26 protein-coding genes and 1 pseudogene are annotated in these 25,873 nt (G+C 73.6%); 16 read left to right on the top strand and 11 right to left on the bottom strand.

All coding sequences use genetic code 11. The annotated features are described in order from the left end of the window. The first annotated feature begins 86 nt into the window (after positions 1 to 86). Complete coding sequence (locus tag FB457_RS25470) at positions 87 to 539, top strand: SPW repeat protein (RefSeq protein WP_047018098.1); 453 nt, start codon at positions 87 to 89, stop codon at positions 537 to 539. Between the two features lie 222 nt (positions 540 to 761). Beyond that, on the top strand, positions 762 to 1,892 hold the full coding sequence (locus tag FB457_RS25465; protein ID WP_253911426.1) for a serine hydrolase domain-containing protein: 1,131 nt from the start codon (positions 762 to 764) through the stop codon (positions 1,890 to 1,892). Positions 1,893 to 1,904: 12 nt separating this feature from the next. On the opposite strand, the gene FB457_RS25460 is transcribed toward FB457_RS25465, so the two are convergent. Continuing rightward, positions 1,905 to 2,519: a TetR/AcrR family transcriptional regulator gene (locus FB457_RS25460; protein ID WP_047018097.1), complete on the bottom strand. Its 615-nt coding sequence runs from the start codon at positions 2,517 to 2,519 to the stop codon at positions 1,905 to 1,907. A gap of 106 nt (positions 2,520 to 2,625) precedes the next feature. Here FB457_RS25460 and FB457_RS25455 point away from each other — a divergent pair, with 106 nt between their 5' ends. The 3 genes from FB457_RS25455 (at position 2,626) to hemC (ending at position 6,753) form a co-directional block, all read left to right on the top strand. Further along, on the top strand, positions 2,626 to 3,600 hold the full coding sequence (locus tag FB457_RS25455) for an ABC transporter permease (RefSeq protein WP_145783440.1): 975 nt from the start codon (positions 2,626 to 2,628) through the stop codon (positions 3,598 to 3,600). A 186-nt stretch (positions 3,601 to 3,786) separates the two neighbouring features. Beyond that, on the top strand, positions 3,787 to 5,658 hold the full coding sequence (locus FB457_RS25450) for a CocE/NonD family hydrolase (RefSeq protein WP_047018095.1): 1,872 nt from the start codon (positions 3,787 to 3,789) through the stop codon (positions 5,656 to 5,658). Positions 5,659 to 5,820: 162 nt separating this feature from the next. Continuing rightward, positions 5,821 to 6,753 carry a hydroxymethylbilane synthase gene (gene hemC / locus FB457_RS25445; protein WP_047020383.1) on the top strand — a complete coding sequence of 311 codons (933 nt, stop codon included), beginning with the start codon at positions 5,821 to 5,823 and terminating at the stop codon, positions 6,751 to 6,753. A 37-nt stretch (positions 6,754 to 6,790) separates the two neighbouring features. Here the strand turns inward: hemC and FB457_RS25440 are convergent, their stop codons facing one another. Both FB457_RS25440 and FB457_RS25435 read right to left on the bottom strand, forming a co-directional pair. Beyond that, a complete protein-coding gene (locus FB457_RS25440; RefSeq protein ID WP_145783439.1) occupies positions 6,791 to 7,849 on the bottom strand; it encodes an amidase family protein in 1,059 nt (352 codons plus the stop codon). A gap of 205 nt (positions 7,850 to 8,054) precedes the next feature. Further along, positions 8,055 to 9,332, bottom strand: coding sequence for an outer membrane protein assembly factor BamB family protein (locus tag FB457_RS25435; protein ID WP_145783437.1), 1,278 nt, complete (start codon positions 9,330 to 9,332; stop codon positions 8,055 to 8,057). A gap of 339 nt (positions 9,333 to 9,671) precedes the next feature. Here FB457_RS25435 and FB457_RS25430 point away from each other — a divergent pair, with 339 nt between their 5' ends. The 7 genes from FB457_RS25430 to FB457_RS25405 all read left to right on the top strand — a co-directional run bounded on the left by FB457_RS25430 (position 9,672) and on the right by FB457_RS25405 (position 13,309). Next, positions 9,672 to 10,301 carry a DNA-binding response regulator gene (locus FB457_RS25430; RefSeq protein ID WP_253911424.1) on the top strand — a complete coding sequence of 210 codons (630 nt, stop codon included), beginning with the start codon at positions 9,672 to 9,674 and terminating at the stop codon, positions 10,299 to 10,301. Between the two features lie 36 nt (positions 10,302 to 10,337). Then, entirely contained in the window at positions 10,338 to 10,481 is a 144-nt protein-coding gene (locus tag FB457_RS36425; RefSeq protein WP_347614682.1) for a hypothetical protein, read from the top strand. Next, a complete protein-coding gene (locus FB457_RS36420; protein WP_347614680.1) occupies positions 10,457 to 10,672 on the top strand; it encodes a hypothetical protein in 216 nt (71 codons plus the stop codon). The genes FB457_RS36425 and FB457_RS36420 overlap by 25 nt, the downstream gene beginning before the upstream one ends. Further along, positions 10,650 to 11,060 (top strand): thiol-disulfide oxidoreductase DCC family protein, encoded by a 411-nt coding sequence (locus FB457_RS25420; protein ID WP_047018093.1) that lies wholly within the window; start codon positions 10,650 to 10,652, stop codon positions 11,058 to 11,060. The genes FB457_RS36420 and FB457_RS25420 overlap by 23 nt, the downstream gene beginning before the upstream one ends. An 83-nt stretch (positions 11,061 to 11,143) precedes the next feature. Next, positions 11,144 to 11,533, top strand: a complete 390-nt coding sequence (locus FB457_RS25415) for an ArsR/SmtB family transcription factor (RefSeq protein ID WP_047018092.1) — start codon at positions 11,144 to 11,146, stop codon at positions 11,531 to 11,533. Continuing rightward, complete coding sequence (locus FB457_RS25410) at positions 11,530 to 12,570, top strand: TIGR03086 family metal-binding protein (RefSeq protein ID WP_047018091.1); 1,041 nt, start codon at positions 11,530 to 11,532, stop codon at positions 12,568 to 12,570. The genes FB457_RS25415 and FB457_RS25410 overlap by 4 nt, the downstream gene beginning before the upstream one ends. Before the next feature lie 226 nt (positions 12,571 to 12,796). Beyond that, positions 12,797 to 13,309 (top strand): hemerythrin domain-containing protein, encoded by a 513-nt coding sequence (locus tag FB457_RS25405; RefSeq protein WP_047018090.1) that lies wholly within the window; start codon positions 12,797 to 12,799, stop codon positions 13,307 to 13,309. Between the two features lie 41 nt (positions 13,310 to 13,350). Here FB457_RS25405 and FB457_RS35725 read toward each other — a convergent pair whose 3' ends face one another. Beyond that, positions 13,351 to 13,476 carry a DUF6506 family protein gene (locus FB457_RS35725; RefSeq protein ID WP_253911644.1) on the bottom strand — a complete coding sequence of 42 codons (126 nt, stop codon included), beginning with the start codon at positions 13,474 to 13,476 and terminating at the stop codon, positions 13,351 to 13,353. 276 nt (positions 13,477 to 13,752) lie between these two features. On the opposite strand from FB457_RS35725, the gene FB457_RS25400 reads away from it, so the two are divergent. Continuing rightward, entirely contained in the window at positions 13,753 to 14,223 is a 471-nt protein-coding gene (locus tag FB457_RS25400; protein ID WP_145783435.1) for a GNAT family N-acetyltransferase, read from the top strand. Between the two features lie 401 nt (positions 14,224 to 14,624). Here the strand turns inward: FB457_RS25400 and FB457_RS25390 are convergent, their stop codons facing one another. Continuing rightward, the gene (locus FB457_RS25390) at positions 14,625 to 15,083 is read right to left on the bottom strand and encodes an ATP-binding protein (protein ID WP_047018088.1); all 459 of its coding nucleotides are present in this window, start codon (positions 15,081 to 15,083) and stop codon (positions 14,625 to 14,627) included. A gap of 261 nt (positions 15,084 to 15,344) precedes the next feature. Here FB457_RS25390 and FB457_RS25385 point away from each other — a divergent pair, with 261 nt between their 5' ends. The 3 genes from FB457_RS25385 to FB457_RS25375 all read left to right on the top strand — a co-directional run bounded on the left by FB457_RS25385 (position 15,345) and on the right by FB457_RS25375 (position 17,440). Further along, positions 15,345 to 16,238 carry a helix-turn-helix domain-containing protein gene (locus FB457_RS25385; protein WP_047018087.1) on the top strand — a complete coding sequence of 298 codons (894 nt, stop codon included), beginning with the start codon at positions 15,345 to 15,347 and terminating at the stop codon, positions 16,236 to 16,238. A gap of 2 nt (positions 16,239 to 16,240) precedes the next feature. Then, positions 16,241 to 16,528, top strand: coding sequence for a DUF397 domain-containing protein (locus FB457_RS25380; RefSeq protein ID WP_253911422.1), 288 nt, complete (start codon positions 16,241 to 16,243; stop codon positions 16,526 to 16,528). 84 nt (positions 16,529 to 16,612) lie between these two features. Further along, positions 16,613 to 17,440, top strand: a complete 828-nt coding sequence (locus tag FB457_RS25375; RefSeq protein ID WP_047018085.1) for an SAM-dependent methyltransferase — start codon at positions 16,613 to 16,615, stop codon at positions 17,438 to 17,440. Between the two features lie 782 nt (positions 17,441 to 18,222). Here FB457_RS25375 and FB457_RS36415 read toward each other — a convergent pair. The 6 genes and pseudogenes from FB457_RS36415 to FB457_RS25345 all read right to left on the bottom strand — a co-directional run. Then, positions 18,223 to 18,534: pseudogene (locus tag FB457_RS36415) on the bottom strand (bifunctional serine/threonine-protein kinase/ABC transporter substrate-binding protein); the annotation flags it as partial. Positions 18,535 to 19,125: 591 nt separating this feature from the next. After that, a complete protein-coding gene (locus tag FB457_RS25365; protein ID WP_047018084.1) occupies positions 19,126 to 21,525 on the bottom strand; it encodes a LuxR C-terminal-related transcriptional regulator in 2,400 nt (799 codons plus the stop codon). Positions 21,526 to 21,666: 141 nt separating this feature from the next. Beyond that, positions 21,667 to 22,668 (bottom strand): class I SAM-dependent methyltransferase, encoded by a 1,002-nt coding sequence (locus FB457_RS25360; RefSeq protein WP_047018083.1) that lies wholly within the window; start codon positions 22,666 to 22,668, stop codon positions 21,667 to 21,669. Then, complete coding sequence (locus FB457_RS25355; protein ID WP_047018082.1) at positions 22,665 to 23,870, bottom strand: DegT/DnrJ/EryC1/StrS family aminotransferase; 1,206 nt, start codon at positions 23,868 to 23,870, stop codon at positions 22,665 to 22,667. The genes FB457_RS25360 and FB457_RS25355 overlap by 4 nt, the downstream gene beginning before the upstream one ends. 35 nt (positions 23,871 to 23,905) lie before the next feature. Beyond that, positions 23,906 to 24,418, bottom strand: coding sequence for a cupin domain-containing protein (locus FB457_RS25350; protein ID WP_047018081.1), 513 nt, complete (start codon positions 24,416 to 24,418; stop codon positions 23,906 to 23,908). Between the two features lie 48 nt (positions 24,419 to 24,466). Beyond that, positions 24,467 to 25,564, bottom strand: coding sequence for a type III polyketide synthase (locus tag FB457_RS25345; RefSeq protein ID WP_173534886.1), 1,098 nt, complete (start codon positions 25,562 to 25,564; stop codon positions 24,467 to 24,469). Positions 25,565 to 25,873 lie beyond the last annotated feature (309 nt).

Here is a 25,873-nt window from a genome sequence, read left to right as displayed (position 1 = left end):
GCCCTCACCACGCAGAGTCACCCAAACAGGCGTATCATACGAAAAGGGATGCATCCGACTCTGTCTCTGGAGAGGAGGCGGCAACCATGTCGAATCAGCAGCACACCACTGAGATGACCTCGCACCCCGATGTAGTGGAGATGCGGGACCGGCTCGATCGCACGGCGGCCAGAGGTGGTGTGATTGCCCTCGAAGGACTGATCCTTCTGGCCGGCCTGTTCGCCGCGATTTCGCCTTGGGTCGTGCACTTCACGGGGAACACCAACCTCACTATCAACAACCTGATCGTCGGCATCGCCGTCGCCCTGATCGGGCTCGGGCTGGCACTCGCCCCGGAGCGGACGTCCGGCCTGGCATGGTTGACGATTCCCCTCGGCGCCTGGCTGGTCATCTCCCCCTGGGTGGTCACCGTGACGAACGGCGCGCCGACCGCCGCCATCTGGGCCAACTGCTTCGTCGGCGGTGTCACCGCCCTGCTCGGGCTGCTCGCCATGGGTCTGACCGTGGCGTTCAAGCGCCAGGCGCGAACGCGTATGTGACGGTCCTCGACTCCGGCCGCGGAGCGGGCAGTTGTCTCCCGCCCCTCCGCGGCCGGGTCCTGCCCGGAGGCGCGCGTCCGGACGGTCGCGCGCCTCGGGGCGTGCCCGGCCGGACGCCGGGTGGGGACAACCCCCGGTGCGGAACTCCGACCAGCCCCATCGTCTCCCGCCACCGCCTGCCGCAGGCTCGTCGCGTACGGGACGGGCGAGACGAGAGCGCGGGTGGACCGGGTGAAGCGGGTACGGGGTGTGCTGGTGGCGGCGGCGACGGTGCTGGCGGTGGTGGCCGGGTCGGCCGCCGCCCCGCCGCGGGACGGCGACGAGCCGCCCGGGGCGGCGGAGTTGCGGAAGCGGCTGGACGGGCTGGTGGCCGAGGGTGCGGTGGGCGGGCTCGTGGAGGTACGCGACGGGCGCCGGGTGTGGCGGGTCACCGGCGGCGTCGCCGAGCGGGACACGACGCGGGCGGTCCCGGCGCGCGGGCGCTTCCGGATCGGCAGCATCACGAAGACCTTCGTCGCCACCGTCGTGCTGCAACTCGCCGGCGAGGGGCGGCTGCGGCTGGACGACCCGGTCGAGGACTGGCTGCCGGGCGCCGTCCCGGACGGCCGCCGCATCACCGTGCGGCACCTGCTGGGCCACACCAGCGGCCTCTACGACTACAAGCGCACCCTGACCGTGCCGCCGGACCCGGCGTTCCTGGACTACCGGTCGCGGACGTGGACCCCGGAGGAGCAGATCAGGCGCGCCGTCGCCCATCCCCCGACCTCCACGCCGCCGGGCACGGCCTACGCGTACTCCAACACCGGCTACCTCCTGCTCGGCCGGATCATCGAGGAGGCCACCGGGCGCCCGTACGCAGAGGAGATCGGGCGGCGGATCCTCCGGCCGCTGCGGCTGCACGCCACCTCGCTGCCCGGGACGTACCCGCGGATCCGCGGCGCGCACATGCGCGGCTACGTCCCGGTCGGGCGGGCCGGCGGGATTCAGCTCGCCGACTTCACGGAGATGAACCCGTCGCTCTTCGGCGCGAGCGGCGAGATGATCTCCACGGCCGGCGATCTCGACCGCTTCCTCGCCGCGCTGCTCGGCGGGCGGCTGCTGCCGGACCACCTGCTGGCGGAGATGCGCACGCCCTCGTCCGGGGACCGGACGTACGGGCTGGGGCTGGCCTGGCAAGAGACCTCGTGCGGAGTCACGGTGTACGGCAACGACGGCGACGCGCTGGCGTACCAGAGCTGGTCGTTCACCACCCCGGACCTGCGTCGCCACGTCACCGTCGCGCTCACGCCCGAGCACCGCGCCGACCTCGACGACTCCGTGGACGCGCTCCTGGACGCGGCCTTCTGCGGCTGACCGGCCGCGCGCTCAGGCGTGCGGCGACAGCAGGGCGCGCAGGCCGCTGCGGAGTTCGGCCTCGACGTCCTTGAAGACGGCCTGCTGCAGGATGAACCCCTGGACGAGCGCCATGAGGGCGCGTACGAGGTGGTCGGTCGGGACGTCGGCGCGCAGGTGGCCGGCTTCCTGGTAGGTGCGGACGACCTTGCCCCACATGGCGCGCATCCGGTCGTAGCCGGCGTTCAGCGTCGCGGCCAGCCCCTCGTCCCGCAGGGTCTCGCTCCAGACCTGCACGATCAGCTCGGCGAACGCGCCCGGCCGGTCCACTCCCGAGGTGCGGGCCTGCTCTTCCAGCACGTGGGTGAGCACCCCGTCGATCACGTCGGCGAGGGGGCGCAGCGGGGCCTCGTGGCTCGCGGACTCGAAGGCCAGCCGCATCCGCTCGAACGCCTCCTCGGCGACGGCCGTGATCAGGTCGTTCTTGCCGCGGAAGTAGCGGTAGACGGCGCCGGAGGAGAGCCCGGTCTCCTGGAAGACGTCCTGCATGGACGTGGCGTGGAACCCGTTGCGCGTGAAGCAGCGCCGCGCGCCGTCCAGGATCTGCCGGCGCCGGGCGTCCAGATGGGCCTGGGATACGCGAGCCATGGCCGCCACGTTAAAACGAACGTTCCTTCTTGACAAGTCGCGAGCATCCCGCGCAGAGTGAGGATCGTAAAACGAACGATCCTTCTCTTTACGATCGAGGCCCCCGATGTCCTCCACCCGCAGCGTGCTCGCGGTCGTCGTCCTGGTCCCCGCCCTCGTGGCCCTCGCCCTCTGGGCGTTCGTCTGGCCCAACGCCCGGCTCGCGCCGCGTGACCTGCCCCTCGGCGTCGCGGGACGCGCGCAGGCCACCGCGCCGCTCAAGGCGCAACTCGCGGAGCGCGAGGGCGCCTTCGAGGTGCACGATTACGCCGACGCGGACGCGGCCCGTACCGCGATCGAGGAGCGCGAGGTCTACGGCGCCGTCGTCGCCTCCCCCGGCGGGCCCGAGCTGCTGGTGGCCACCGCCGCCGGGCCCAGCGTGGCGCAGGTGCTCACCGAGGCCGCCGGGGAGCGGGCCGGGCGGCCGCTGCCCATCCGGGACGTGGTCCCGCTGCCGTCCGCGGACCCCCGCGGCTCCGCCCTCAACTCCAGCGTCCTGCCGCTCGCGCTGGCCGGCCTCCTGGTCGGCGGGCTGGTCACCCTGCTGGGGCTGCGGGGCGGTCGCGGAGTGCTCGCCGCGGTGGGCGCGGCCGCGGCCATCGGCCTGGTCGCCGCCGCGCTCGCGGACAGCTGGCTCGGCGCCCTGGCCGGCGACTGGTGGGCGGAGGCCGGTGCGCTCGGCCTGACGGTCCTCGCGGGCGCCGGGGCGGTCGCGGGCCTCGCCGCGGTGCTCGGCCGGGCCGGGATGGGGGCCGGCAGTCTGCTGGTGATGCTCCTCGGCAACCCGTTCTCGGGCGTCACCTCGGCCCCCGAGCTGCTCCCCGAGCCGGTGGGGACGCTCGGCCAGTGGCTGCCGCCGGGCGCGGGCGGCTCCCTGGTCCGCTCCGTCGCCTACTTCGACGGCAACGGCGCCGCGGGCCCGCTCGCGGTCCTCGCCGGCTGGTCCGCGGCCGGCCTGGCGCTGCTGGCCCTCGGCCCGCTGCTCGCCCGCCGCCGCGCCCCGGAGGCCGCGCGGCCGGCCGCCGCGGGCGTCGCGGTGTAGCGCCGTCCCCGCACGGAGCCCGTACGGCCCCGGCCAACAGGCCGGTCGCAAAGCCTCGTTGACGTGTACGCGAAGTGATCATACGCTCCACGCGTCGGTCCCGGTCGCGCCCGCGACGTGTGGTTTTCCCGGGTGCGCCCAGCCGCCGTCCCCCCACAACTCCGTACCGTCATTCCGGAGGAGCATGTGAAGAGACGTCACGCGGCCGCCTGGGCCGCCTCCGCACTCGCCGCCACCCTCGCGGCGACCGGCGCGCTCGCCGGGCCCGCGACCGCGGCGCCCGAAGCCACCGCGGCCGGCCCCCAGGCCCGTATCGCCACCGCCACCGATGCCGTCACGCACGACGAGAACGACCGCGTGCCCGAGGGCGCGGAATGGACCCAGCACTACTTCCCCTCCGCCGACGGCTCCGGCACCGAGCTGCACGCCGACGTGCTGCTGCCCGAGGGGCTGGAGAAGGGCGAGGAGGTGCCCGTCATCCTCTCCGTCGGGCCGTACTTCGCGCACGCCGGGGCGACCGGCGACGAGGGCTGGTCGCACACCGGGCCCTCCTCGCGGTTCCAGGACTTCATCGAGGGCGCCGACGTCTTCGCCAACGGCTACGCCTTCGTCATGGTCGACCTGCGCGGCTTCGGCGGCTCGACGGGCTGCCTCGACTGGGCCGGCCCCGGCGAACAGGCCGACGTGAAGGCCGCGATCGACTGGGCCGCCGGCCGGCCGTGGTCGACGGGCGCGGTCGGCATGTACGGCAAGTCGTACGACGGGGTGACCGGACTGATCGGCAACAACCTGGACCAGCGGGCCCTGAAGGCCGTCGTGTCGCAGGAGCCGGTCTGGGACATGTACCAGTACATCTACTCCAACGGCGTGCCGCGCCCCAACGTCACCGGCACCGCCGACGCGTACAACTCGATCGCCGCCATCCCCCCGATGGCCGACGACGACCCCCGCTACGCGGCCAACGCCCGCTGGGAGGAGGCCCATCCGGAGTGCCTGACGGAGAACTCCGCCGGCTACCGGATCTCCGACCAGGACAGCGAGCACTGGAAGGCGCGCGACCTCGCGAGGCAGGCCAAGGGCAGCGACACCCCCCTCTTCGTCACGCAGGGCTTCATCGAGCCCAACACGAAGCCCGAGGAGATGGAGGAGTACCTGGACAACCACCGTGGCCCCGAGCGCGGCTGGCTCGGCCAGTGGGACCACGTCCGCGGCGGCGACCGCGTGCCCGACGGCCGGCTGGCGATGGGGCGCGAGGGCTGGTACGACGAGACGCTCGCGTTCTTCGACCGGTATCTGAAGGGCGAGAAGCCGGCCGTCCGTTACCCGAAGTACGCCATGGAGGACAACAGCGGCGACTGGCGCGCGCAGAGCACCTGGCCGGTCGTCGAGCGGCGCGCGAGCATCCCCCTGGGCGGCGGCTCGTACGTCGACGACGGCGGCGCCTCCGCCCGCGCCGACCTCACCGCCTCCGGCCGCGCGGCGCCCGGCAAGCCGGCGCAGCCGTCCGGCAAGTGGGACATGGAGAACGCGCCCGCCCTGGAGCCGGCCGCACCGGACGGACTCGCCGCCGAGGCCGCGAAGCAGCAGCGGGCGGGCGAGGTCACGTCGAGTTTCTTCGCGTGGTCGAAGCCGCTTGAGCGGGACGTGCGCGTCACCGGCACCCCGCGGATCGCGCTGAACGCGAAGGGCGCGGGGAACGTCATGCTCAAGCTCTACGACGTCGCCCCCGACGGCACCGCCGTGATGTTCGACGAGCAGGTCTCGCTGCTGGAGCGCGGCCGGTTCACCGTCGACCTGAAGTCGACCGACTGGCGGCTGGCGGCCGGGCACGTGCTGGCCGTGGAGATCGGCACGATCCAGACCGGCTCGTGGCGGGACACCCCGTCCGGCGAGACGATCGAGGTGCGTGACGCGACGCTGCACCTGGCCCTGGACGGCACCGCCGACGACGTGGCGACCGGCGGCGAGCGCTCGCCCTACCTCGACACGTACCTGAGGCAGTACACGGTGGACCTCCCCGCGGGGCCGCCGTCGTTCACCGTCCCGGGCGTCAGGTAGCTCCGGCGGAACGCCGGCCGAGCCGCCGACGGCACATGCGCCGCCCGGGAGCCCCGCGGGCTCCCGGGCGGCGCACGCGTTCGAGGCAGGTCCGAGGCGTACGCGACCGCGGGGCCGGGGCCCGTCCGAAGAGGCCGTTTCTGACGGTCTATCGTGTACGGCATGTCCGTGCCCGAGCTCATCCGCATCGTCTCGCGCGACTCCCCCATGGCCCTCGCCCAGGTCGAGCGCGTCCGCGCCGAGCTGGCCGCCCATCACCCCGGCATCCGCACCGCGGTGGTGCCGGTGAAGACCACGGGCGACAAGTGGCTGGGCGACCTCTCCCAGGTCGACGGCAAGGGCGCGTTCACCAAGGAGGTCGACGCCGCGCTGGTCAGCGGGGAGGCGGACCTGGCCGTGCACTGCGTCAAGGACGTGCCCGCGGACCGGCCGCTGCCGGCCGGGACGACGTTCGCCGCGTTCCTGCGCCGCGACGACATCCGCGACGCGCTGGTCCACCCCGGCGGGCTTGGACTCGACGACCTGCCCGCGGGCACCCGGATCGGCACGTCCTCGGTGCGCCGGATCGCCCAGCTCTCCGCCGCGTACCCGCACCTGGAGTGCGTGCCGTTCCGCGGCAACGCGAACCGCCGGCTGGCGAAGCTCCACGCCGGGGAGGTCGACGCGCTGCTGCTGGCCGTGGCCGGTCTCGAACGCATCGGCCGCGCCGACGTCATCACCGAGGTGCTGCCGGTGGAGACGATGTGCCCGCCGCTGGGCGCGGGGATCCTGGCGCTCCAGTGCCGCGAGGACGACACGGCGACCATCGACGTCGTCAGCGACCTGAACCACCCGGAGACGTACCGCGAGGCCATGGCCGAGCGGATGTTCCTGCACGTGCTCCAGGGCCACTGCAACAGCCCCATCGCCGGCTTCGCCACCGCGGCGCCGGACGAACTGTGGCTGCGCGGCCGGGTGTTCAGCCCCGACGGCAAGACGGTGCTCCACGCCCACGAGTCCGCGGGCCGGCTCACCCCGCCCGACCTCGGCACGTCGGTCGCCCTCGCGCTGCTGCGGCAGGGCGCGCGGGGGCTGATCGACGGCATCGCGCACTGACGCGCGCGGGGCACGGCGGGCGGACGCGGCGGGCGGCTTACAGGCCGACGTCCGGCGCCCGGTACTCCGGCGGCCTGCGGACCGCGGTCGCGCGCTCGTACGCGTACGCCAGCCGCAGCAGCGTCGGTTCGCTCCACGCCGTCCCCATGAACGTCAGCCCGACCGGCAGCCCGAACGCGAACCCCGCCGGCACGCTCACCGCCGGATAGCCGGCGAGCGCCGCGGGGGTCGAGGAGCCGCCGCCGTAGGCGTCGCCGCGGATCAGGTCGAGGGTGCCGAGCAGGATCGCGGCATCCCGTACGGTACGGGCCATCGGGCCGACGCTGTCCTGGCTCGGCACCCCGGGGATCATGCCGCCGCGGCCGACGAGCCCGACGGTCGGCTTGACGCCGACGACGCAGTTGGCGGACGACGGGTCGAGGATCGAGCCGTTCATCTCGGTGCCGATGCCGGCGACGCACAGGTTGGCGGCGACGGCGGCGCCGGTGCCGGAGCTGGACTCATGTGGTGAGCGGTCGAGCTTGTACGGGTTGGCGGTCTGCCCGCCGCGGGCGCTCCAGCCGGCGTGGTGGGTCAGGGACATGCCGCCGGCCCACTCGCTGAGGTTGGTCTTGCCCAGGATGACGGCGCCGGCGGCGCGCAGCCGGGCCGCCACGGCGGAGTCCCTCCGGACCCGCATCCCCTCCAGGGCGTAGGAACCGGCGGTGGTGTGCATCCGGTCGGCGGTCTCGAACATGTCCTTGAGCAGCACGGGCATGCCGTGCAGCGGGCCGCGGGGCCGCCGTTCCCGGTCGAGCTTGCGCGCCTCGCGCAGCGCGTCGGGACTGACCTCGATGACCGAGCGGAGGAGGGGGTCGATGCGCTCGATCCGCTCCAGGTAGTGGCGGGTGAGCCGGACGGCGTCGAGCCGCCCGTCGGCCATGCGGCGGCGCAGCCCGTCGATGTCCAGCTCGTCGAAGTCGTCCGGGGCGTCGGGGACCCGGCCGTGGCCGGTACCGGCGTGGGCCGGGCCGGCGCCCAGCGCGGGCGCGGCGGCAGCGGCGGAGCCGAGGGCGAGCAGGGAGCGGCGCGAGGGGCGCGGCGCGGGAGTTCTCATACGCAGGAACGCTAGGGCGGCGGCGCCGCCGGATCCCTCCGGCTGCCACCCCCGTGGCCGCGGGCGCCACCCCCCGGCCCGTACGGGGGCCAGCCGGAGTCCCCGACTGCCGTACGGCGGCGGGGAGTCCGGAGCCGCCCCGGCAGCCGGTCGCGGGGGCGCCGCCGTCCGCTCCGGCGCACGGCGGCGGCCCCCGCCCGGCGCGCTACCGCCGGTACGCCTCGATCCGCAGCGCCTCCTCGCCGACCTCGGGCTCGGCGAGCACGTACACCACGCCGCCGTCGTCGCTGCTGGCCACCACCTGCGCGGAGCCCGCGTTCTCCGGCAGCATGCCCGCGGTCGTGGGCTCGCCGCCCTTCCGCGCGTCCCACAGCGCCAGGTACTCGCCCATGGCGTTCTCGCCCTCGATCATGCCGTCCCGGAGCGCGACCAGTTCGCCGCCGGAACCGCCGCCGGGGGCCAGCGGGTGCGGAGCGAAGTCGAACTCCTTCTTCCACAGCTCCTTGCCGGTGGTCAGATCGATGCCCACGTAGTCGTTGGTGGCGTCGTCGTAGCTGGTGACCAGCACCGAGTCCCGGATGGTGAAGTCCCCCGGGTCGAGGTGGAGATACCCGTCGGGCCGCTTGAGCGGCAGGTCGGTCAGCACCTTGCCGTCCTCGCCGAACGACACCAGCCGCTCCTGCGTCGCGACCGTCAGCGGCTCGTCGGTGAGGATCTCGACCCGGGCGGGCTGGTCCTCGTCGGTGAAGTCCGCCGCGGTCCACAGCTCTTCGCCGCTCGCGGCGTCGTACGCGGCGATGTGGTTCTCGGCGCCGGTCAGGTCGGGGCAGTCCACGACGGCGACCAGAGAGGTGGCGCTGTGCCGCCAGTCGGTGGAGAAGTCGTCGCACTGCTCGCCCACCGTCACCTCGGGGGTGGGCAGTTCCTCGCCGTCGAGGGAGAAGCGGTGCAGACCGTCCTCGATCAGCTCGACGGTGACCGCCTCCTCGCCGACGCTGACGGGGATGACGTCGGCGCTCGGGTACGCGCTGTCGCCGGAGGTCAGGTCCTTGCTCCAGAGCAGCTTGCCGCTCGTGGTGTCGACCACCGTGAGCACCGCGCAGGAGTCGTCGCCGGGTTTCGCGTCCGCCGGGCCGAACAGCACCGCGCCGACGCCGCCGGCGTTCACGGCCGGCGAGGCGGCGCAGGGCTGTCCCGCGCCCGGTGGCGGCGCCAGTTCCCAGGCGGGCTTGCCGGTCTTGGCGTCGTGTCCTGTGACCCCTTCGGTGCTGATGCCGACGACCCGGTCACCGGTGACCCAGAGCGGCGGCAGCCACACGTCCTCCGGTTCGTGCGCCACGGCCTTCGTCCGCCACTCCTCCGCCAGCGGGGCCCCGCCCCCGGCGGCGTCGCTCCCCTCGCCGCCGTCGTCCCCGCAGCCCGCGGCGAGCAGCACCGCGGCTGCCGTGGCCAGTAACGCCCGCTTCTCTGTGTTCGCGCCCATACAGTCGCCTGTGTCCTGTCCTCTTGTCGTGATCAACTCAGGTTCCTCAGGACGCGACCGCGGACAGGATGGTTCCGCTACGGGTGGGGCGGAAGTCGGCCACGATACAGGGCTGTTTTCCCCACAAGCGGGCCCCGCGGGCCGGGCGGGCGGTGCCGTCGCGCCCGTTCAGGGCCCGGGGGACCGCCGCGGAAACGGGCCGAACCGGGCACGATCCGCCGGGTCCCACGCTCGGGTCACCCACCGGTAGGGCGGTAGCTTGCGCATTGACGAGTCGGGTTTGACTACGCGACCGTTTCCGTATCAGTGAGGTGAGTTCGCGCGCTTTCCATGGGGATCGTGACGCCTGACCGCCGGCACCTGTCGCACGTGCTCGGGCTCGCACTCGACAGATTCCACATCGACATCGTGCTGACCGGCACCGTGGTGGCGGACGCCGTCTCGCGCCCCGAGGCCGGGCGGGTGGACGTCTGGCTGGCGCGGCCGTCCGCGGCCACCGGGGAGTCCGTACGGGAGTTCCCGCGGCTGGTGCCGCGGCGGGGGACCGCCGAGTCCGGGGCGGAGGACGGCGGGGGTGCCGGGGCAGGGGCAGGCGGCGGCGTGGGCCGGCCGCGGCCGCTGGCCGTCGTGTGCGGGGGTGAGGAGGGCCAGGTGGCGCAGGCGCTGGCGCTGGGCGCGTCGGCCGTGATGCTGCCGGACGACTCGGTGTTCGACACCGCGGCCGGCCTGTACGCGGCGGCCTCCCGGGACCTGTTCGTCTCGCCGCGGCTGCTGCGCCGGGTGTCGCGGCGGCTGAGCGACGTGCTCAGCGGGCCGCTGACCGTCGGCGTGGACGTGCTGACCGAGCGGGAGCAGCGGGTGCTGAGCCTGATGTCCGCGGGCATGTCCAACGGTGCACGCTGGTGGCGGGGGACTTCTTCACCGCGGTGCCGACGGGCGACGGCGGTCCGGCCGACGCCTGCCTGCTGAAGAACATCCCTGCACAACTTCGGCGACGACGACTGCGTGCGCGTGCTGCGCGCCTGCCGGACGGCGCTGCGGCCCGGCGGCCGGGTGCTGGTGCCCGCGCTGGTCCTGCCGGAGGCCGCGGGCGGGCCCGTACGCAGGCGGACGCCGAGGTGGCGATGGCGCAGAGCGACGTGGAGATGATGGTGCTGACGGCGGGGCGGGAGCGCACGCTCGCCGAGTACCGCGGGCTCTTCGCCCGCGCGGGTCTCACGCTGCCACCCGAGCCGCCCCCGGCTTTGCCCGGTCTCGCGCACCACCACATGCTGGAGGGGACGAGCGGGACACCGCACGACACGGAGGAGGCGCGGGATGCTGCTGCTGTACGACGGTGACTGCGGGTTCTGCACGGGATGGGCCGACTTCGGGCGCCGGCGGTTCGCGCCGGACGTGCGGATCGTGCCGTGGCAGTCGGTGGACCCGGCGGTGTACGGGGTGCCGGAGGAGCGGCTGCTGCGCGAGGTGGTGCTGGTCGAGGAGGTGGGGTACGCGCCCGCCGGGGCGCCGGCGGCGACCGTGCCGCCGGGCGGCGCCATGGCCATCGCCGGCACCCTGCGCAGCGGGAACCGCGCCGGCCGGCTCCTGGGCCGCGCGCTCGCCGCCCGGCCCGTGCGCCGCCCCGCCGCGGCCGTCTACCGCCTGGTCTCCCGCAACCGCTACCGGCTGCGCTTCCCCTTCCTCCCGGCCCGCGAGGGCGCGAGCTGCGGGCTCCCTCAGCGGTAACCACCAGGCTATTCAACCGAACGGTTGACCACTCGCCCGCGTCCGGGCTAGCGTGTATTCAACCGAACAGTTGAGGACGTGAGATGACCTCGGTCCCCGAGCCGGACGAACGGCTGTCGCTGGTGTTCTCCGCCCTGGCGGACCCGACCCGCCGCGACATCGTCGCCCGCCTCACCGCGGGCGACGCGACGGTCAACGAGCTGGCCGAGCCGTACGACGTCAGCGTGCAGGCCGTCTCCAAGCACATCCGCGTCCTGGAGGAGGCCGGCCTGGTCAGCCGCAGCCGGGACGCCCAGCGGCGGCCCTGCCACCTTCAGGCGGAGGTCTTCGACCTCATGACGAAGTGGATAGAGCGCTACCGGCGCGCGGCGGAGGACCGTTACCGCCGCCTGGACGCCGTCCTGGAGCGGATGGACGCCCAGGAGGGACCGCCGGTGGAGAAGACCCGGACAGAGAGAGAAGAAGCATCATGAGCACCACGCCCACCCGCCACCGCAACGAGACCGGGATCGTCGTCGACCCGGCGCTGCCCACCATCGTGATCACCCGGGAGTTCGAGGCCCCGCCCGAGCGGGTGTTCCGCGCGCACACCGACCCCGACCTCGTCGCCCAGTGGCTCGGCCCGCGCGGGCTCACCATGACCATCGACCGGTACGACGCCCGCACCGACGGCTCGTACCGCTACGTCCACGCCGACGAGGAGGGCAACGAGTACGCCTTCCACGGCGTCTTCCACGAGGTGCGCCCCGCCGAGCGCATCGTCCAGACCTTCACCTACGAGGGCATGCCGGACAGCGTCAGCCTGGAGACCGCCGTCTTCGAGGACCTCGGCGGGCGCACCCGGCTCACCGCCACGTCGCTGCTCGACTCCCTCGAATCCCGCGACGGGATGATCGCCAGCGGGGCCGAGACCGGCATCCGCGAGGGGTACGAGCGGCTGGACGCCGTACTCGACGGCACCCAGGCGGCCGAGGAGCACCGCCGGATCGCCGCCGGCTTCACCGCGCGCGTCCGCGGCGCCGAGGCGGGCAGGTGGGACGACCCGGCGCCGTGCGAGGGCTGGGTCGCGCGGGACGTCGTGCGGCACCTCGTCGAGTGGTTCCCCGGCTTCCTCAAGACGGGCGCGGGCATCGAGCTGCCGGAGGGCCCCTCCGTGGACGACGACCCGGTGGCGGCCTGGCAGGTCCACAACGACGCCGTGCAGTCCCTGCTGGACGATCCGGCCACCGCGGGCAGGACGCTCTCGCACCCGCAGACCGGCGACCTCCCGCTGGCCCAGGCGATCGACCGCTTCTACACGAGCGACGTCTTCATGCACACCTGGGACCTGGCCCGGGCGACCGGCCAGGACGAGCACCTGGATCCGGCCAAGTGCGCCGCCCTGCTGGCGGGGATGCTGCCGATGGACGAGGTGCTGCGCGGCAGCGGCCACTACGGGCCGCGCGTCGAGGTCCCGGAGAGCGCCGACGTGCAGACCCGCCTGCTGGCGTTCACCGGCCGCACGCCCTGAACCCGGGCGGACGCGAGCGGCCCCGTTCCTGTCCCTGCCGCGCCGCCCGTGGCAGGGACAGGACCGTGCGTGCAGCGTATGCGGCGGCGCGGGTCATGCCGCGAATTCGGCCGATGCTTGACGGCCACGTGGCCGGCCACTGGTAACCGCCGGCCCCAAAGCCCGCCGCCCGACGGGCCGGGGCCCCCGGATCCGGCGGACCGGGCCGCCGTGATCGGATGGCACCATGTCCCCCGAATCCCGTGCGCGGCTCGTCGCCCTCGGCGCCGAACTCCTCGCCATCCACCGCGGGCTCCGCGCGCAGCTCGCCCGGCTCCGTGAGGAGACCGACGACTACCTGGCAGGCGGCCCCCGGCCGCGCGACCTCAAAGCCCACTGCCTCGCCTTCTGCACCGCGCTCACCTCCCACCACACCGGCGAGGACCGCGGCGCCTTCCCCGCGCTCGCCGCGCGCGACCCGGAACTGCGGCCGCTGATCGCCAAGATGGAGCAGGACCACGCGATGATGAGCGGCCTCCTGCAGAGCCTGGAGCGGGTCCTCGACACCCTGCCCGAGGACCCCGGCGAGGGGGACGCGGCACGGGTACGGAGTGAGCTGGAGGGGCTGAGCGCGATCGTGGAGTCCCACTTCCGCTTCGAGGAGCGGACGATCGTCGCGGCCCTCGACGCGCTGCCGCCCGAGGCCGGCGGCGCCGAGGACCTGCTCGGGCTGCCGGGCCCGGGGAAGGACGGCGGGTAGCGCCGGGGCTACGGCAGGTCCCGGGGCCGGACCGCCGGGGATCAGGCGGCGCGGAAGGCGGCGGCGGCGTCCATCGACTCGATGCCGTACGTCACCGAACCGACCGGGATGCCGCCGGCGGCCTCGTGAACACGGGCCGCCGCGTCGGCCCCGAAGCCGCCGAAGATCTCGGTCAGGCCGGCACTTCACGCACCTCGCGGAGGAGGCGGACGCCCGGCTCCGCGGCCCGGGACAGCGGGAGTGGCTGCGCCGCCCGGACACGGAGACGCCGAACCTGCGGGCGGCGCCGGCGTGCTGCGTGGCACGGGGAGAGGGCGAGGAGGCGCTCCGCATCACGGCCCGCATCGCGGACACCTCCGGTCCGCGTTCCGGACCCGGCGCACAATAGGCAGGTTCCCGCCTTCCCGCCGGCGGCCGCCATCCGCCCAGCAGCTCCCGAGGACATGGCGGCGATCGCCGAGATCTACACGTACTACGTCACCGACACCGTGATCACCTTCGAGGAGACCCCGCCGCCGCCCGCGTACTGGCAGCAGCGGCTGCGCGACCTGAGCGACCGCGGCCTGCCGTTCCTCGTCGCCGAGGCGGACGGAAGCCTCGCCGGCTACGCCTACGCCGCCCCCCGGCGCCCCAAGCCGGCCTACAGGCACACCGTCGAGAACACCATCTACCTCGCCCCGGGCCGCACGGGACAGGGCATCGGCGGCGCGCTGCTGGCGAAACTGGTCGACCGGTGCGCGAAGGCGGACGTGCGGCAGATCATGGCGGTGATCGCGGACACCGGCGACGGCACCTCGCCCGCTCTGCACAGGCGGCACGGGTTCACGCAGGTGGGCCGGCTGACGGAGGTGGGGTTCAAGCACGGGCGCTGGGTCGACACGATCCTCATGCAGCGCACCCTGCGGGGCGCGTAGCCCGCACGCCGACGCCGCGCGCCGCCGCCGCGTCGTCGGCCATCCGGTGTGCCCCCTACCCGATCAGCGCCCGCGCATCAGCCCGAACGCGACCGCGTGCAGCACCGCCCGGACGGGGTTCAGCGCCACCCGCCCGCCCGCGAAGTCCGCCTGCGCAGGGCGACCGTCCGGAGGTTCTTCATGAGGCGTTCTCCAGGTTCCAGACGCCCGTCGCGGCGGTGACGCGGGCGTCGTCGGCGAAGTCGCGGGCCGGGCGGCCGAGGAACTGCCGGACGCCGTCGTCGAGGTGAGCGTTGCCCGCGCGATCCCCGACGAGACGGACCCGCGACGTCGTCTCGCGGCGAACGGCAACCCGCTGCTGCCGGCGGACGGGTAGCGCCGGGAACCGCCCGGGAGCGGGCTCACCCGCCTCGGACCGGCCGCGGCACCCTGATCGTCGCCCACACCGAGAACCCCGGCCCCGACGGCTCCGCCCCCCACGCCTCGCTCAGCGCCGCGACCAGACCCAGCCCGCGCCCGCACTCGTCCTCGGGTCCCGCGACCGTGCGGATCGGGACCCCGTACGCCCCGCCCTGGTCCCGCACCTCCAGCCGCACCCACGGCTGCCGCAGCGCCAGCCGGCAGACGATCCTGCCGCCGCTCGCGTGCAGCACGGCGTTGGTCACCAGCTCGGAGATCACCAACTGGGCCGCGTCGCAGACGTCGCCGCCGCCCAGCCGCCAGTCGCCGAGCAGCCGCCTGACGTGTGCCCGCGCCTCTGCCGCCGCGGCGGCCCTGGCCACGAGCTCGAAGCTCTCGCCGTGCGCCGCGACGTCGAAGTCCGCCGTCGTGCCGAGCGCGGTGTGGGATGAGGAGGCCATGGGCCGGATGCCTTCCGTACGTCCGTCGAGGGGGACACGGCGCCCGACCGCCCCGGAGCTTCGCACGTGGGCGGGCGTCTGCCGTGTGAACGGCGTCACTCGCCAACTATGCGTGGGCCGGTCACAGATCGCAAGCGCTGTTTTGCAGACTGCACACGCGGGAATGCATAACGCTGCGAACGATCCCAGTGGCGTGGCACACTGCGCACCGGCAAACCCACCGACAACGCCCCACAGTTGTTCCCGGGAGGTGCAGACGCGATGGCGCGAGCCGGCGGCGAGGCGGGCGCGACGGCCCTGTCCGGCCCGTCGGCCCCCACGGCCGGCCAGCTCGTACTCGGCCGCCGCCTGCAGAACCTTCGCGAGAGCGCCGGGTTCACCCCCGAGCAGGCCGCCAAGGCGCTGCGCGTGAACGCGACCAGCGTCCGGCGCATGGAGAAGGCCGAAGTCGGCCTCAAATACGCCTCCGTCGAGAAGCTGCTGCGCACCTACGGTCTGCCGCAGGACGACATCGAGTCCTTCCTCGACCTCGTCGAGGAGGCCAACAAGCCCGGGTGGTGGCACCGGTTCCGCGACGTCCTGCCGGAGCAGTTCGGCCTGTACGTGAGCCTGGAGTCGGCCGCGACCCTCATCCGCGCGTACGAACCCCACTGCGTGCCGGGACTGCTGCAGACCGAGGACTACGCCCGCGCCCTGCTCTCCGCCGGGCACCTGCCGCTGGCCGCGGGCGAGCGCGAGCGCCGCGTCACCCTGCGGATGGAGCGCCAGGGACTGCTCATACGCCAGCCGAAGCCGCTGCGGCTGTGGGCCATCGTCGACGAGGCGGCCCTGCGCCGCACCGTGGGCGGACCGCAGACGATGCGGGCGCAGCTCGACCGGCTGGTGGAGGTCTCCCGGATGCCGAACGTCACCCTGCAGGTGCTCCCGTTCGACACCGGCCCGCACCCCGCCATGTACGGGCCGCTGCACCTGCTGCGCTTCCCCGCCCCGGAGCTGGGCGACTTCGGCTACAGCGAGAGCCTGACCGGCCCCGCCTACGTGGAGGACACCGCCCTGGTCTCCCAGTGCCTGGAGGCCCTCAACCGGATATCCACCCAGGCGCCGCCGGCACACCAGACCGAGAACATCATCGCCAACATCCGGAAGGAAGTATGAAGATGGCGCACACGCACGGGACGAACGACGCCCACCGCACGGGCGCACCGGGCGGGGGGCAGGTGTACAACGGCATGCCCGCCCGCGAGCTGGGCACCGACGGCTGGGACAAGCCGTGGAGCGGGCCCAACGGCGACGCCTGCGTCGAGGCGAAGCGGCTCGCGGACGGCCGTGTGGCGCTGCGGCAGAGCACCGCGGACGACGGTCCCGCGCTGATCTACACCGCCGACGAGATGCGCGCGTTCCTCGCGGGCATCAAGAACGGGGACGCGGACTTCCTGCTCTCCTGAACGGGCATTCCGGCCGCCGCCCCGCGCGCGTCCCGTACGCCGCCCCCACCGCCGAGCGCCGGCACGACCGAACGGACTGAGCAGGTGACCGACGAGACCGCCGACCCCATCCGCGTCGACCAGAGCCGGGCGCACCCCGCCCGCATCTACGACTACATCCTGGGCGGGCACGACAACTACGAGGTGGACCACACCGCCGCCCGGCAGGTGCTCTCCGTCTGGCCCGAGGCCCGTACCGCCGCCCGCGTCAACCGGGCGTTCATGCGCCGCGCGACCCACTGGCTGGCCGCCGAGGCGGGCATCGACCAGTTCCTCGACATCGGCACGGGCATACCGACGGAACCCAACCTCCACCAGGTCGCGCAGGACGCCAACCCGGCCGCGCGGGTCGTCTACACCGACAACGACCCGCTGGTGCTGCGGTACGCCGAGGCGCTGATGACCAGCACGCCGCAGGGCCGCACCGCCTATCTGCACGCGGACGTCACCACGCCGCACACGATCCTGGACGCGGCGGAGTTACGGGGCACGCTGGACCTCGACCGGCCGGTCGCGCTCTCCTGCAACGCGCTCTTCCACTTCATCCCGGACCGCGACGCGCCTTACGAGATCATGGAGACGCTGCTCAAGCCGCTGGCCCCGGGGAGCTTCCTGGCCCTGTCGCACGCCACCCCCGACTTCGCCCCCGAGCGCATGGGGAAGGTCCAGGAGATCTACCACCGGCAGGGCATCCCCCTGACCATACGCGCGAAGGAGTCGATAAGACCCTTCTTCGCCGGTCTTGAGCTGGTCACTCCCGGCCTGGTCCCCCCGCACCGCTGGAAGCCCGAGAGGGACCCGGACGCCGGCGGCGAAACGGAGTTGCTCGACGCGGAGGTGTCCCAGTACGCGGCGGTGGCGCGGAAGGTGTAGCGGACCGGAGGCGGCGGCCCCGGCCGCCGTCAGGCGTACGGGCCGAGGGAGGCGAACGTGTCGCCGCGGGCCTGGTAGAGGAAGAGGGATCCCCCCGGCTCCAGTTGGTGCGTGTCGTCCCGCGCGAAGGTCAGTTCCTTGGCCACGCCGCGGTACGTCTCCCGGAACAGCTCCTGCGCAAGGGCCCCGCGGTCGACGGTGCCGTCCGTCGCGGTCCTCTTCTGCCGGGCGATCGCCGCCGCGACCAGGCCCACCGCGTCGTACGCCTCGGGCGCCCAGCGCGGCGGCGCCGCGCCGTACGCGGCGCGGTAGGCGGCGGCGAAGTCCCGCGGTGCGGCGGGGTCGCTGAACGGGGCGGCGCAGAGCCAGCCGCCGGCCGTGATACCGGCCGCCTTGAGGAAGGCCGGGGTCATCGTGCGCCAGGTGCCGCCGCGCGGACCCGCGAAGTCCGCGGCGGCCATCGCGCGGGCGCACTGCGCGGCGCGCTCCGGGGACACGCCGGCGTAGATCACGGCCTCGGCGTCCCGGGCGACGGCGGCTTCGACGGCGGCGGCGATGCCGTCATCCGTGTCGTGCACGGTGACGATGCCGTCGTTGGGCGGGTTCTCGCCGAGGGCCAGGGAGAAGTCCGCGGCTTCGCGGCCTTCGTCGCGGACGACGGCGGTGCGGCGGACGGGGCGGTCGTCCGTCAGATACCGGAGGAACGGCGCTGCCAGCAGCTCCTCGGGTGCCCGGGTGACGCAGAGGGTGTCCATGGTGTTCGCGGCGGGTTCCGGGACGCCGGCATCGTCGAGCGCGGGGCCCGGCACGAACGCGGTGGCCAGCCAGGGGGCTTCGGCCTCCGGGTCGGCGCCGGTGACGGGCACCACCCACGGGCTGCGCACGCGCCGGGCGGCGGCGGCCTCGCGGCGGAACCGGGCGCGGAAGTCCGTTTCGGCGGCGTACTCCGGGCGGATCACCTTGACGGCCGCCAGCTCGCCGGTCTCGGCGCGGCCGAGGTAGACCACCCCCATGCCGCCGGCGCCGAGCCGGGCGAGGAGGCGGTGGCCGCCGATCCGTGCCGGATCCGAGGGCGTGTGGTGCACGGTGACCACGGCGACCAGCCGGGCGGCGCCCTTCCCCGCCGCGGGCGGGACCTCGAAGTGCCGCGAGAGCGTGGCCAGTACGTCGCCGGGAAGCGGCTCCCGGCGCCAGATACAGTCGTCGCCGAGGACCGACCAGCGGCCCGGGTCGCTCTCGTACGGCGTGGCCGCGACCGCCTCGGGGCCGAAGAGCGCGGGTTCCGCGATGACCTCGTCGATCAGGGTGCGGGCGGCGGCTTCGTCCCGCGGCGCCTTCGCCGGGTCGGCGTCGAGCGCGGAGGTCGGCGCCGGGCCCGGATCGCCCCGCGTACCGGAAGCCCGCGCCGGGCCGTCAGCGGGCTTCCCGTCGCCGCCGGTGCAGCGGCGAGGGCGAGCACGGCGGCGAGCAGCACGGATCCGGCGCACCCCGCGGGCCGTCGTCGCACGAGTCTCCCCCACCCCTGACGTGACGCAGCTCTCCCGTCCCCCGGTAACGGATCGTACGACGCGGCTCGACACGGTGTCAGCACGGGCGTGTACGGATCACGTAACACCGCGTGAACGCCCGGGTCGGGGCGGGGCGGGCGGAAGGCGGGGTGCGGTACCCGCCTTCCGCCGCCGGCCTCAGCCGGCTGCCAGCCGGCGGGTCACCTGCACCCGGGACTGGCAGCCGAGCTTGCGCATCACCTTGCGCAGATGGTTCACGACCGTCCACTCGGCGATGCCGAGGCGGCGGGCGATGACCCGGTTCGTCAGCCCCTCGGCCACCAGCAGCGCGACCTCCAGCTCCCGCTTGGTGAGGATGTCGGCCACGTCGGTGGGCACGTCGTCCCCGGCCACAGGGCGCGCGTCCGCGGCGGGCATGAGACGCAGCGCCGCCTCCCAGGTCAGGTCGGCACCGGAGCGCCACGCCCACATGTAGTCGTCGGCGGTCAGCTCCTGGCTGGCGGTGGCGAGGATCGCCGTGGTCAGGTCGGTCAGCGGCCGCGGGCGCGGGTAGCCGAGCCGCCGGCGCAGCAGGTTGGCCAGGCCCAGCGTCGCCGTGAGCAGCCGCCAGTCGGTGATCCGGCGCCACTTGTACAACGTGATCGCCAGCATCTCCAGGCACTCGGGCTGCTCCGGCGCGTCCGCGAGGCCGCCGAGTTGCTCGGCGGCGTCCGCGAAGAGCGCCCGGGCTTCGGCCGAGTCCTGCTCCAGCAGCCGGACGGAGGCGAGAACGTAGCGGGCGGTGACCGCGCCGCCGAAGTCCTCGCGGCCCAGCTCGGCCGCCAGGGCGGTACGGGCCAGTTCGTCGGCGCGGGCCAGGTTGCCCGCGTCGCGCGCCACCACGGCGAGCCGCCGGCTGAGGTACCGGCCGACGCCGATCGCGGTGTCCCCGGTGACCCCCGCGCGGGCGGGAGAGGCCAGGACGGCCAGCCCCTCCTCGAACCGGCGGCGGGCGCGCTCCAGGTCCCCGGCGGCGTACGCCTCGTCGCCGAGCAGCCCGAGGCAGCGCACCAGGCCGACGTCGCAGCGCACGGCGCGGTACGCGTCGCGGGCCTGGGCGAGATAGCCGCGGGCCGCGCCGGAGCCGAGCCGCATCGCCAGCCCGCCGGCGGCCTCCAGCGTCCTGGCGTGCAGCCGGGCGTCCTCGACGCCGGCCCGCAGCACCTCCTCGGTCAGCCGCAGGCACTGCCGGGTCTGGGCGGCGCCGGTGGACTGGTCGCGCAGCGCGCCGGCGATCAGCGCCATGAACCGGCCGTCGCGGGCCTCCCGCCAGTAGCCGAACGCCGCGAGCAGGTCCGCCCGGGTCTCCGGTCCCGGCGCGGCGCGCGGACCGGCGGACGGGGCGCCCGGCTCGGGCGGCGTGGGGTGGGGCGTGGCGAGCGCGAGGAAGTACTCGCCGTGGGCCTTGCGCAGTGTCTCGTGGATCGGCAGCAGGGCCAGCGACCGGGCCGCGGCGTGCCGTACGGAGCTGGGGATGCTGAGGCTCAGCTCGCCGTCGGGGCGCTCCTCGGGGATGAGCACGCTGGCGTCGATGAGCCGTTCCAGGGTCCGGTAGCCGGCGGCGTCGAAGCCGGTGAGCACACCTGCCGCGGCGCGGGTGGTGAACGGGCCCTCGAAGATCGCCAGTTGGTTGAGGAGCATCCGTTCCTCGGCGGGCAGCCGGGCGAACACCCAGGAGACCATGGTGGAGATGCTGGAGTGCCGCGAGTACGGGTGCTGGTCGATGCGCCGCAGGTCGCCGGTGCCGCGCTCGAAGCGCTCCAGGATCAGGTCGGGTTCGGCGAGCTTGACCTGCTCGGCGGCGAGCTCGATGGCGAACGGCAGCCCGCCGACGAGCCGGCAGAGGGCCAGTACGTAGCGGAAGTTCTCCGCGGTCAGCTTGAACTCGGGCCGTACCGCCCGCGCGTACTGTACGAACAGCTCCACGGCCGGAATCCGCGAGACCGCCGGGAGGTCGGCCTCGACGCCGTGCCCGGTCGGCAGCGGCCGCAGCCGTACGACCCGCTCGCCGTAGAGCCCGAGGCGGGTGGTGCCGACCGTGACCACCCGTACCTGCGGGCAGCTCCGGCGGAACTCCGTGAGCAGTGGCGCCAGTTCATCGGCGACATCCTCGTAGTGGTCGAACAGCACGGTGTAGGGCCCGGGGCCGAGGCCCTCCAGGGCCGACTGGACGGCGGCGGGGCCCTCGTGGAGCTGCTCCTTGAGCCGGCGCAGCATCAGCGCGCCCATGGCGGGGTCCGTGATCCGGCCGAAGTCGAACACCTCGACGGTGCCGCCGGGCCCTGGCCCGAAGCGGCGGAGGTACTCCATGACGAGCCGGCTCTTGCCCACTCCTGCCGGCCCGGTGACGGTCACCAGACCGGCGTCGGGCGCGGAGAGCACGGTGGCGAGCCGGTCGAGGTCGCGGGTGCGGCCGACCAGCGGCGTGGGGGTGTCGCCCAGGTATCCGGCGGGGCTGGTCGCCCGGCCGGTTAACAGGTCCTCGGGACCCCAGGCGTCCTCGTGCTCCTTGGCCGCGACTACGGCGCCGGCGTTCACGGCGCCGCGTCCCGGGAGGTGCCGGAAGCGACCGCCGACCGCGTACCCGTCGAGACGACCGCCCTCTTGCCATCAGGGCTCACTGCATTCCCTCCGCCGAAAGCTGTCCCGCTCCCCCGTGCCACGGTCGGCCCGCCCCCTCTACCTGGCGAAGATCAATGTGGCGGGCGAGGGCGTGGGCTGGAACGTGATCTCCTCGAACTCCGACTTGACCAGCCACTCGTGGTAGTCGGCCCGCCGCCAGGTGCTGCCGTGCCTGCTCTTCAGCAGCATCTCCGAGGCGAACTGCAGGGCGTACTTCGAGCCGCCGCCCCGGTCGTCGTCCACGACGTAGTCGGAGACGATGAGCGTGCCGCCGGGCTTCAGGGCGGCCCTGATCTTCGCGAAGAGGGCCATGTTGTCCTGCGGCCCCTCCTGGCGGGCGATGTTGGAATACACCACGTAGTCGTACGCGGACGTGCCGAACTCCGTGGTGTGGAAGTCGCCGTCGATGTAGTCGACGCGCTCGCCCACCCCGCGCTCGGCGAGCAGCCGGCGCGCGATGGCGTTGATCGGCGCCCAGTCGAGCTGGGTGGCGCGGGCGGCCGGGTTCAGCTCCAGGAAGGTGCCGCAGTAGATACCGGAGCCGCCGCCGATGTCGAGGATCGAGACCTCCCCCGCGCCGGCGATCCCGAGGGCCTCGGCGGCGATCTCCGTCGCCGGCACCGACGACGCGGCCAGCGCCGTGACCAGCGCCTCCCAGTGCGGGTTGTCGGCGACCTCGACCACCGAGGTGGAGAGCGGGCCGCCGGCCCGCACCACCTCGGGCAGGTCCGTGAGGGAGCCCATGTGGCCCATCTTGAACTGGGCGAAGCTGGTGAGGCTGGTCGGCAGGTGGTCCACCAGGTAGGTGGCCGCCTCCTCGGTGTTGTGGTATTCGCCGCCGCGCCGCTCGACCAGGTCCAGGCTGACCAGTCCGTCGAGCAGGGCCTGCGTGCCGCGGACGGACAGCTCGGCGCGGGCGGCCAGGGCGTCGACCGTACGGGCGCCGTCCTCGATGTGCGTGAACAGCGCGTACTTCGCCGCGGTGCCCACGATGCCGGTGGCCCAGTAGCCCGTGATGAGCCGCAGCACCCGATCGGAGTTGGGACGGCCGTCGGTCATGCCGCTCCTCCCTTGTTGTCCTGGACAGGAGACGTGGTCCGGGGCGCGGCGGAACCCTCGGGCCGCCGCGACGAGCTCGTGTTGTTGCGCAGCGCCGGGCGCAGCGCCTCGACGACCCGCTCGGCCTGCTGGAGGGAGAGCTCGGCGTGCATGGGGATGGCGAGCTGGCGCTGTGCGAGGTCCGCCGAGACGGGGCAGGTCTGTTCGGTCTCGTACGCGGGCTGGAGGTGGCTGGCCCAGGTGCCGTGTCCGCAGCCGATGCCCTGGGCGCGCAGGTCGGCGGCGACGCCGGCCCGGTCGACGGCCGGGTCGAGCGTGAGCAGGTACGACTGCCAGGCGTGGGTGCGGTCCGCGGGCACGTGCGGGACGGTGACCAGTTCCTCGTCCTTGAGGAGTTCGCCGTAGCGGGCCGCCACCTGGTTGCGGCGGTCGAGCAGTTCCTCGATCCGGCCGAGCTGCACCTGGAGGATCGCGGCGGAGATGTCGGACAGTTTGTAGTTGTAGCCGATGTCGGTGAAGATCGGGATCGGCAGGCCGATGACCCGGGCCTTGTCGAAGATGCTCCCGATGCCGAACGACGAGCGCAGTCGCACGTCCGCGCCGATCGCCGGGTCCTCGGCGAGCAGTGCGCCGCCCTCGCCGCAGGTGATCCCCTTGCGGCCGTGGAAGGAGAGGCAGGCCACCGGTGCGAGCGAGCCGGCCGGGCGGCCCTGGTACGTGGCGCCGATGGCGCAGGCCGCGTCCTCGATGAGGAACAGCTTGTGGCGGTCGGCGAGTTGCCGCAGCTCCGCGTAGTCGGCGGGCAGTCCGACGGTGTCCACGGCGATGATGCCGACGGTGCGCGGGCCGATGAGGTCGGCGACCGCCTGCGGGTCGACGGTGCCGGTGTCGGCCCGTACGTCCGCGAACACGGGGGTGGCGCCGACGTAGTGCACCGCGTGGGCGGGCGCCGGGAAGGTGTAGTCGGCGACGATCACCTCGGCGCCGGGCTCCACCTTCAGCGCGAGCAGGGCGAGGTGCAGCGCCGCGGCGCAACTGCTCAGCGTGACGGCGTCGGCGACGCTGTAGCGGCGGGCCAGCTCGGCTTCGAGCGCCTTGCCCCGCGGGCCCTGGCCGGCCGTCCAGTCGGAGTCGAACACCTCCTCGACGGCGGCCAGCTCCTGCATGCCCAGACTCGCGTGAACCAATGGAATGCTGTCCATCGTTCCCTCTCGGGTGGTGCTGGTGGGGGGACCGGTTACCCGTAGCGAAGCGGCGTGATCTGTTTGACGTCGTAGCGGTCCCGCAGAAGCTGCACGGCGCCGGGGTCCACGGTCTTGCCGCTGGAGAAGATCTCGCAGATCTCCTCGAAGTAGCGCTCGTGGTCGGGCGGCGGTGAGCTCTGGAAGAGCATGCGCGTCGGGGTGCTCGTGGGGTTGCGGAAGGCGTGCGGGGTGCCGCTGTCCACGAACATGCAGCTCCCGGGCCCGGCCCGCAGCGGCTTGCCGCCCTCGGGGGACTCCCAGTTGTGCCAGGTGTCCTCGGTGCGGGCGACGGGTTCGAAGGCGAACAGCTCCAGCTCGCCCTCGAGGACGTAGAAGAACTCCTTGGCGTCCTCGTGCACATGCGCGCCGACGTCGAAGCCGGGCGGGACGACGACCTCGAAGGTCGAGGCGAAGCCGTTGTCCGCGCCGGTGACCTTGAAGGTCACCTCCTGCGCCTTCGTGATGAGCTTCCGTCCCTGACCGGGCGGGACGACCAGGCTGGTCATGCGATCTTCCCTTCGTGGTGGCTGACGGGGCTCGCGCCGTACGCCGGGTCAGCCGACGGCGGCGGCGACGGGAGTGCTCGCCGCCTGCTTCCGGGGGCCCTCGCCGACCCAGCTGCCCACCGACATCTCGGCGGTGATGCCGGGGCCGAAGCCCGCGATCATGCCGCTGGCGCCGGGCACGACGGAGTTCTCCTCGAAGAGGCGGCGCAGCGCCTCCAGCACGACGGCGCTGGCGATGTTCCCGTAGTCGGTGAGGGTCGACCAGCTGTGCCGGAACATGTGCCGGTCGGTGTTGAGGAACTTGCTCAGGTCGTCCAGGATCCGCGGCCCGCCGGCGTGGATGATGTAGAAGTCCAGGTTCTCGACGTCCCAGCCGTGCTTCGTGGCCAGTTGGCGCAGCACCGGGGCGAGCGGCTCCATGGTGCCGGGCACCCGGCGGTCGAGCTGGAAGTGGAAGCCGGTGGAGCGGACCGCGTAGGAGATCCACTCCTCGGTGTCCGGGATGAGGTACGAGGCGTTGCGCTCCAGCGTCACGCCGGTGCCCCCGCGGCCGCGGACGACGGCGGCGGCGACGGCGTCGCCGAAGAGGCCGTCGGAGAGCAGCGAGCCGATGCCGTCGTCCTCCGGCTGGTAGCAGAGCGAGCACAGCTCGGCGGAGACGATGAGGACGTTGCTGCCGGGGTAGGCGCGGCAGAAGTCGTGGGCGCGGTTGATGGCTGCGCCGCCGGCGGCGCAGCCGAGCTGCGCGATGGGGATCTGCCGGGTGTCGGAGCGGAAGCCCATGGTGTTGATCAGCCACGCGGTCAGCGACGGCATGAGGAAGCCGGTGCAGGACACGTAGATGATCGCGTCGATGTCCCGGGCGGCCACGTCCGCGTTCGCCAGGGCCTCTTCGATGACCGGCGGGGTCATCCTCTTCGACTCGACCTCGTAGACCCGGTTGCGCTCCTCGAGACCGGGGTGGTCGAGGGTCTTCTCGATGGGCTGGACGATGTGCCTTTTCCGTACCCCGGTCTTCTGGATGAGCCGGAGCGCCAGCGGAAGCTGTGGCTTTCCCGCGTGCACCTTCTTGGCGAATTCCAGGGTCTCTTCCATGGTGATGACGTATTCCGGCACGCTCACCGCTGGCTTGCAAAGAGTCGACATGCCTGGCATCCACCTTCTGAGGTAGAGGTTTCCCCGAAGTTTCCCGTCGCACCCGTTCGGGGTTGCAGCAAATTCGGCTGCGCCGCCGCCGCTATAGCAACGGTGCACAAGCGCTGTATATGTTTGCTCATTTCGCTTGCGATCGACTTGGTGTCGACTTGGCAACGCGAGGGGAATGCCCGCTGATCATGCGGGGGTGCTGGTCACGCCCGCACGACGCCCTCCCGGGGCGTGCAGCAGACCGCGCCGCCCGGACTCGGGGCGGGCGGGGAGGCCGGCGGCCGGCCCGAGGGCGGCGCCGCCGAGTCT

It is taken from the genome of Streptomyces sp. CNZ287 (assembly GCF_007827615.1).
Note: the sequence above shows the minus strand (reverse complement) of the source record. Positions and strands in the feature narration are given on the sequence as shown.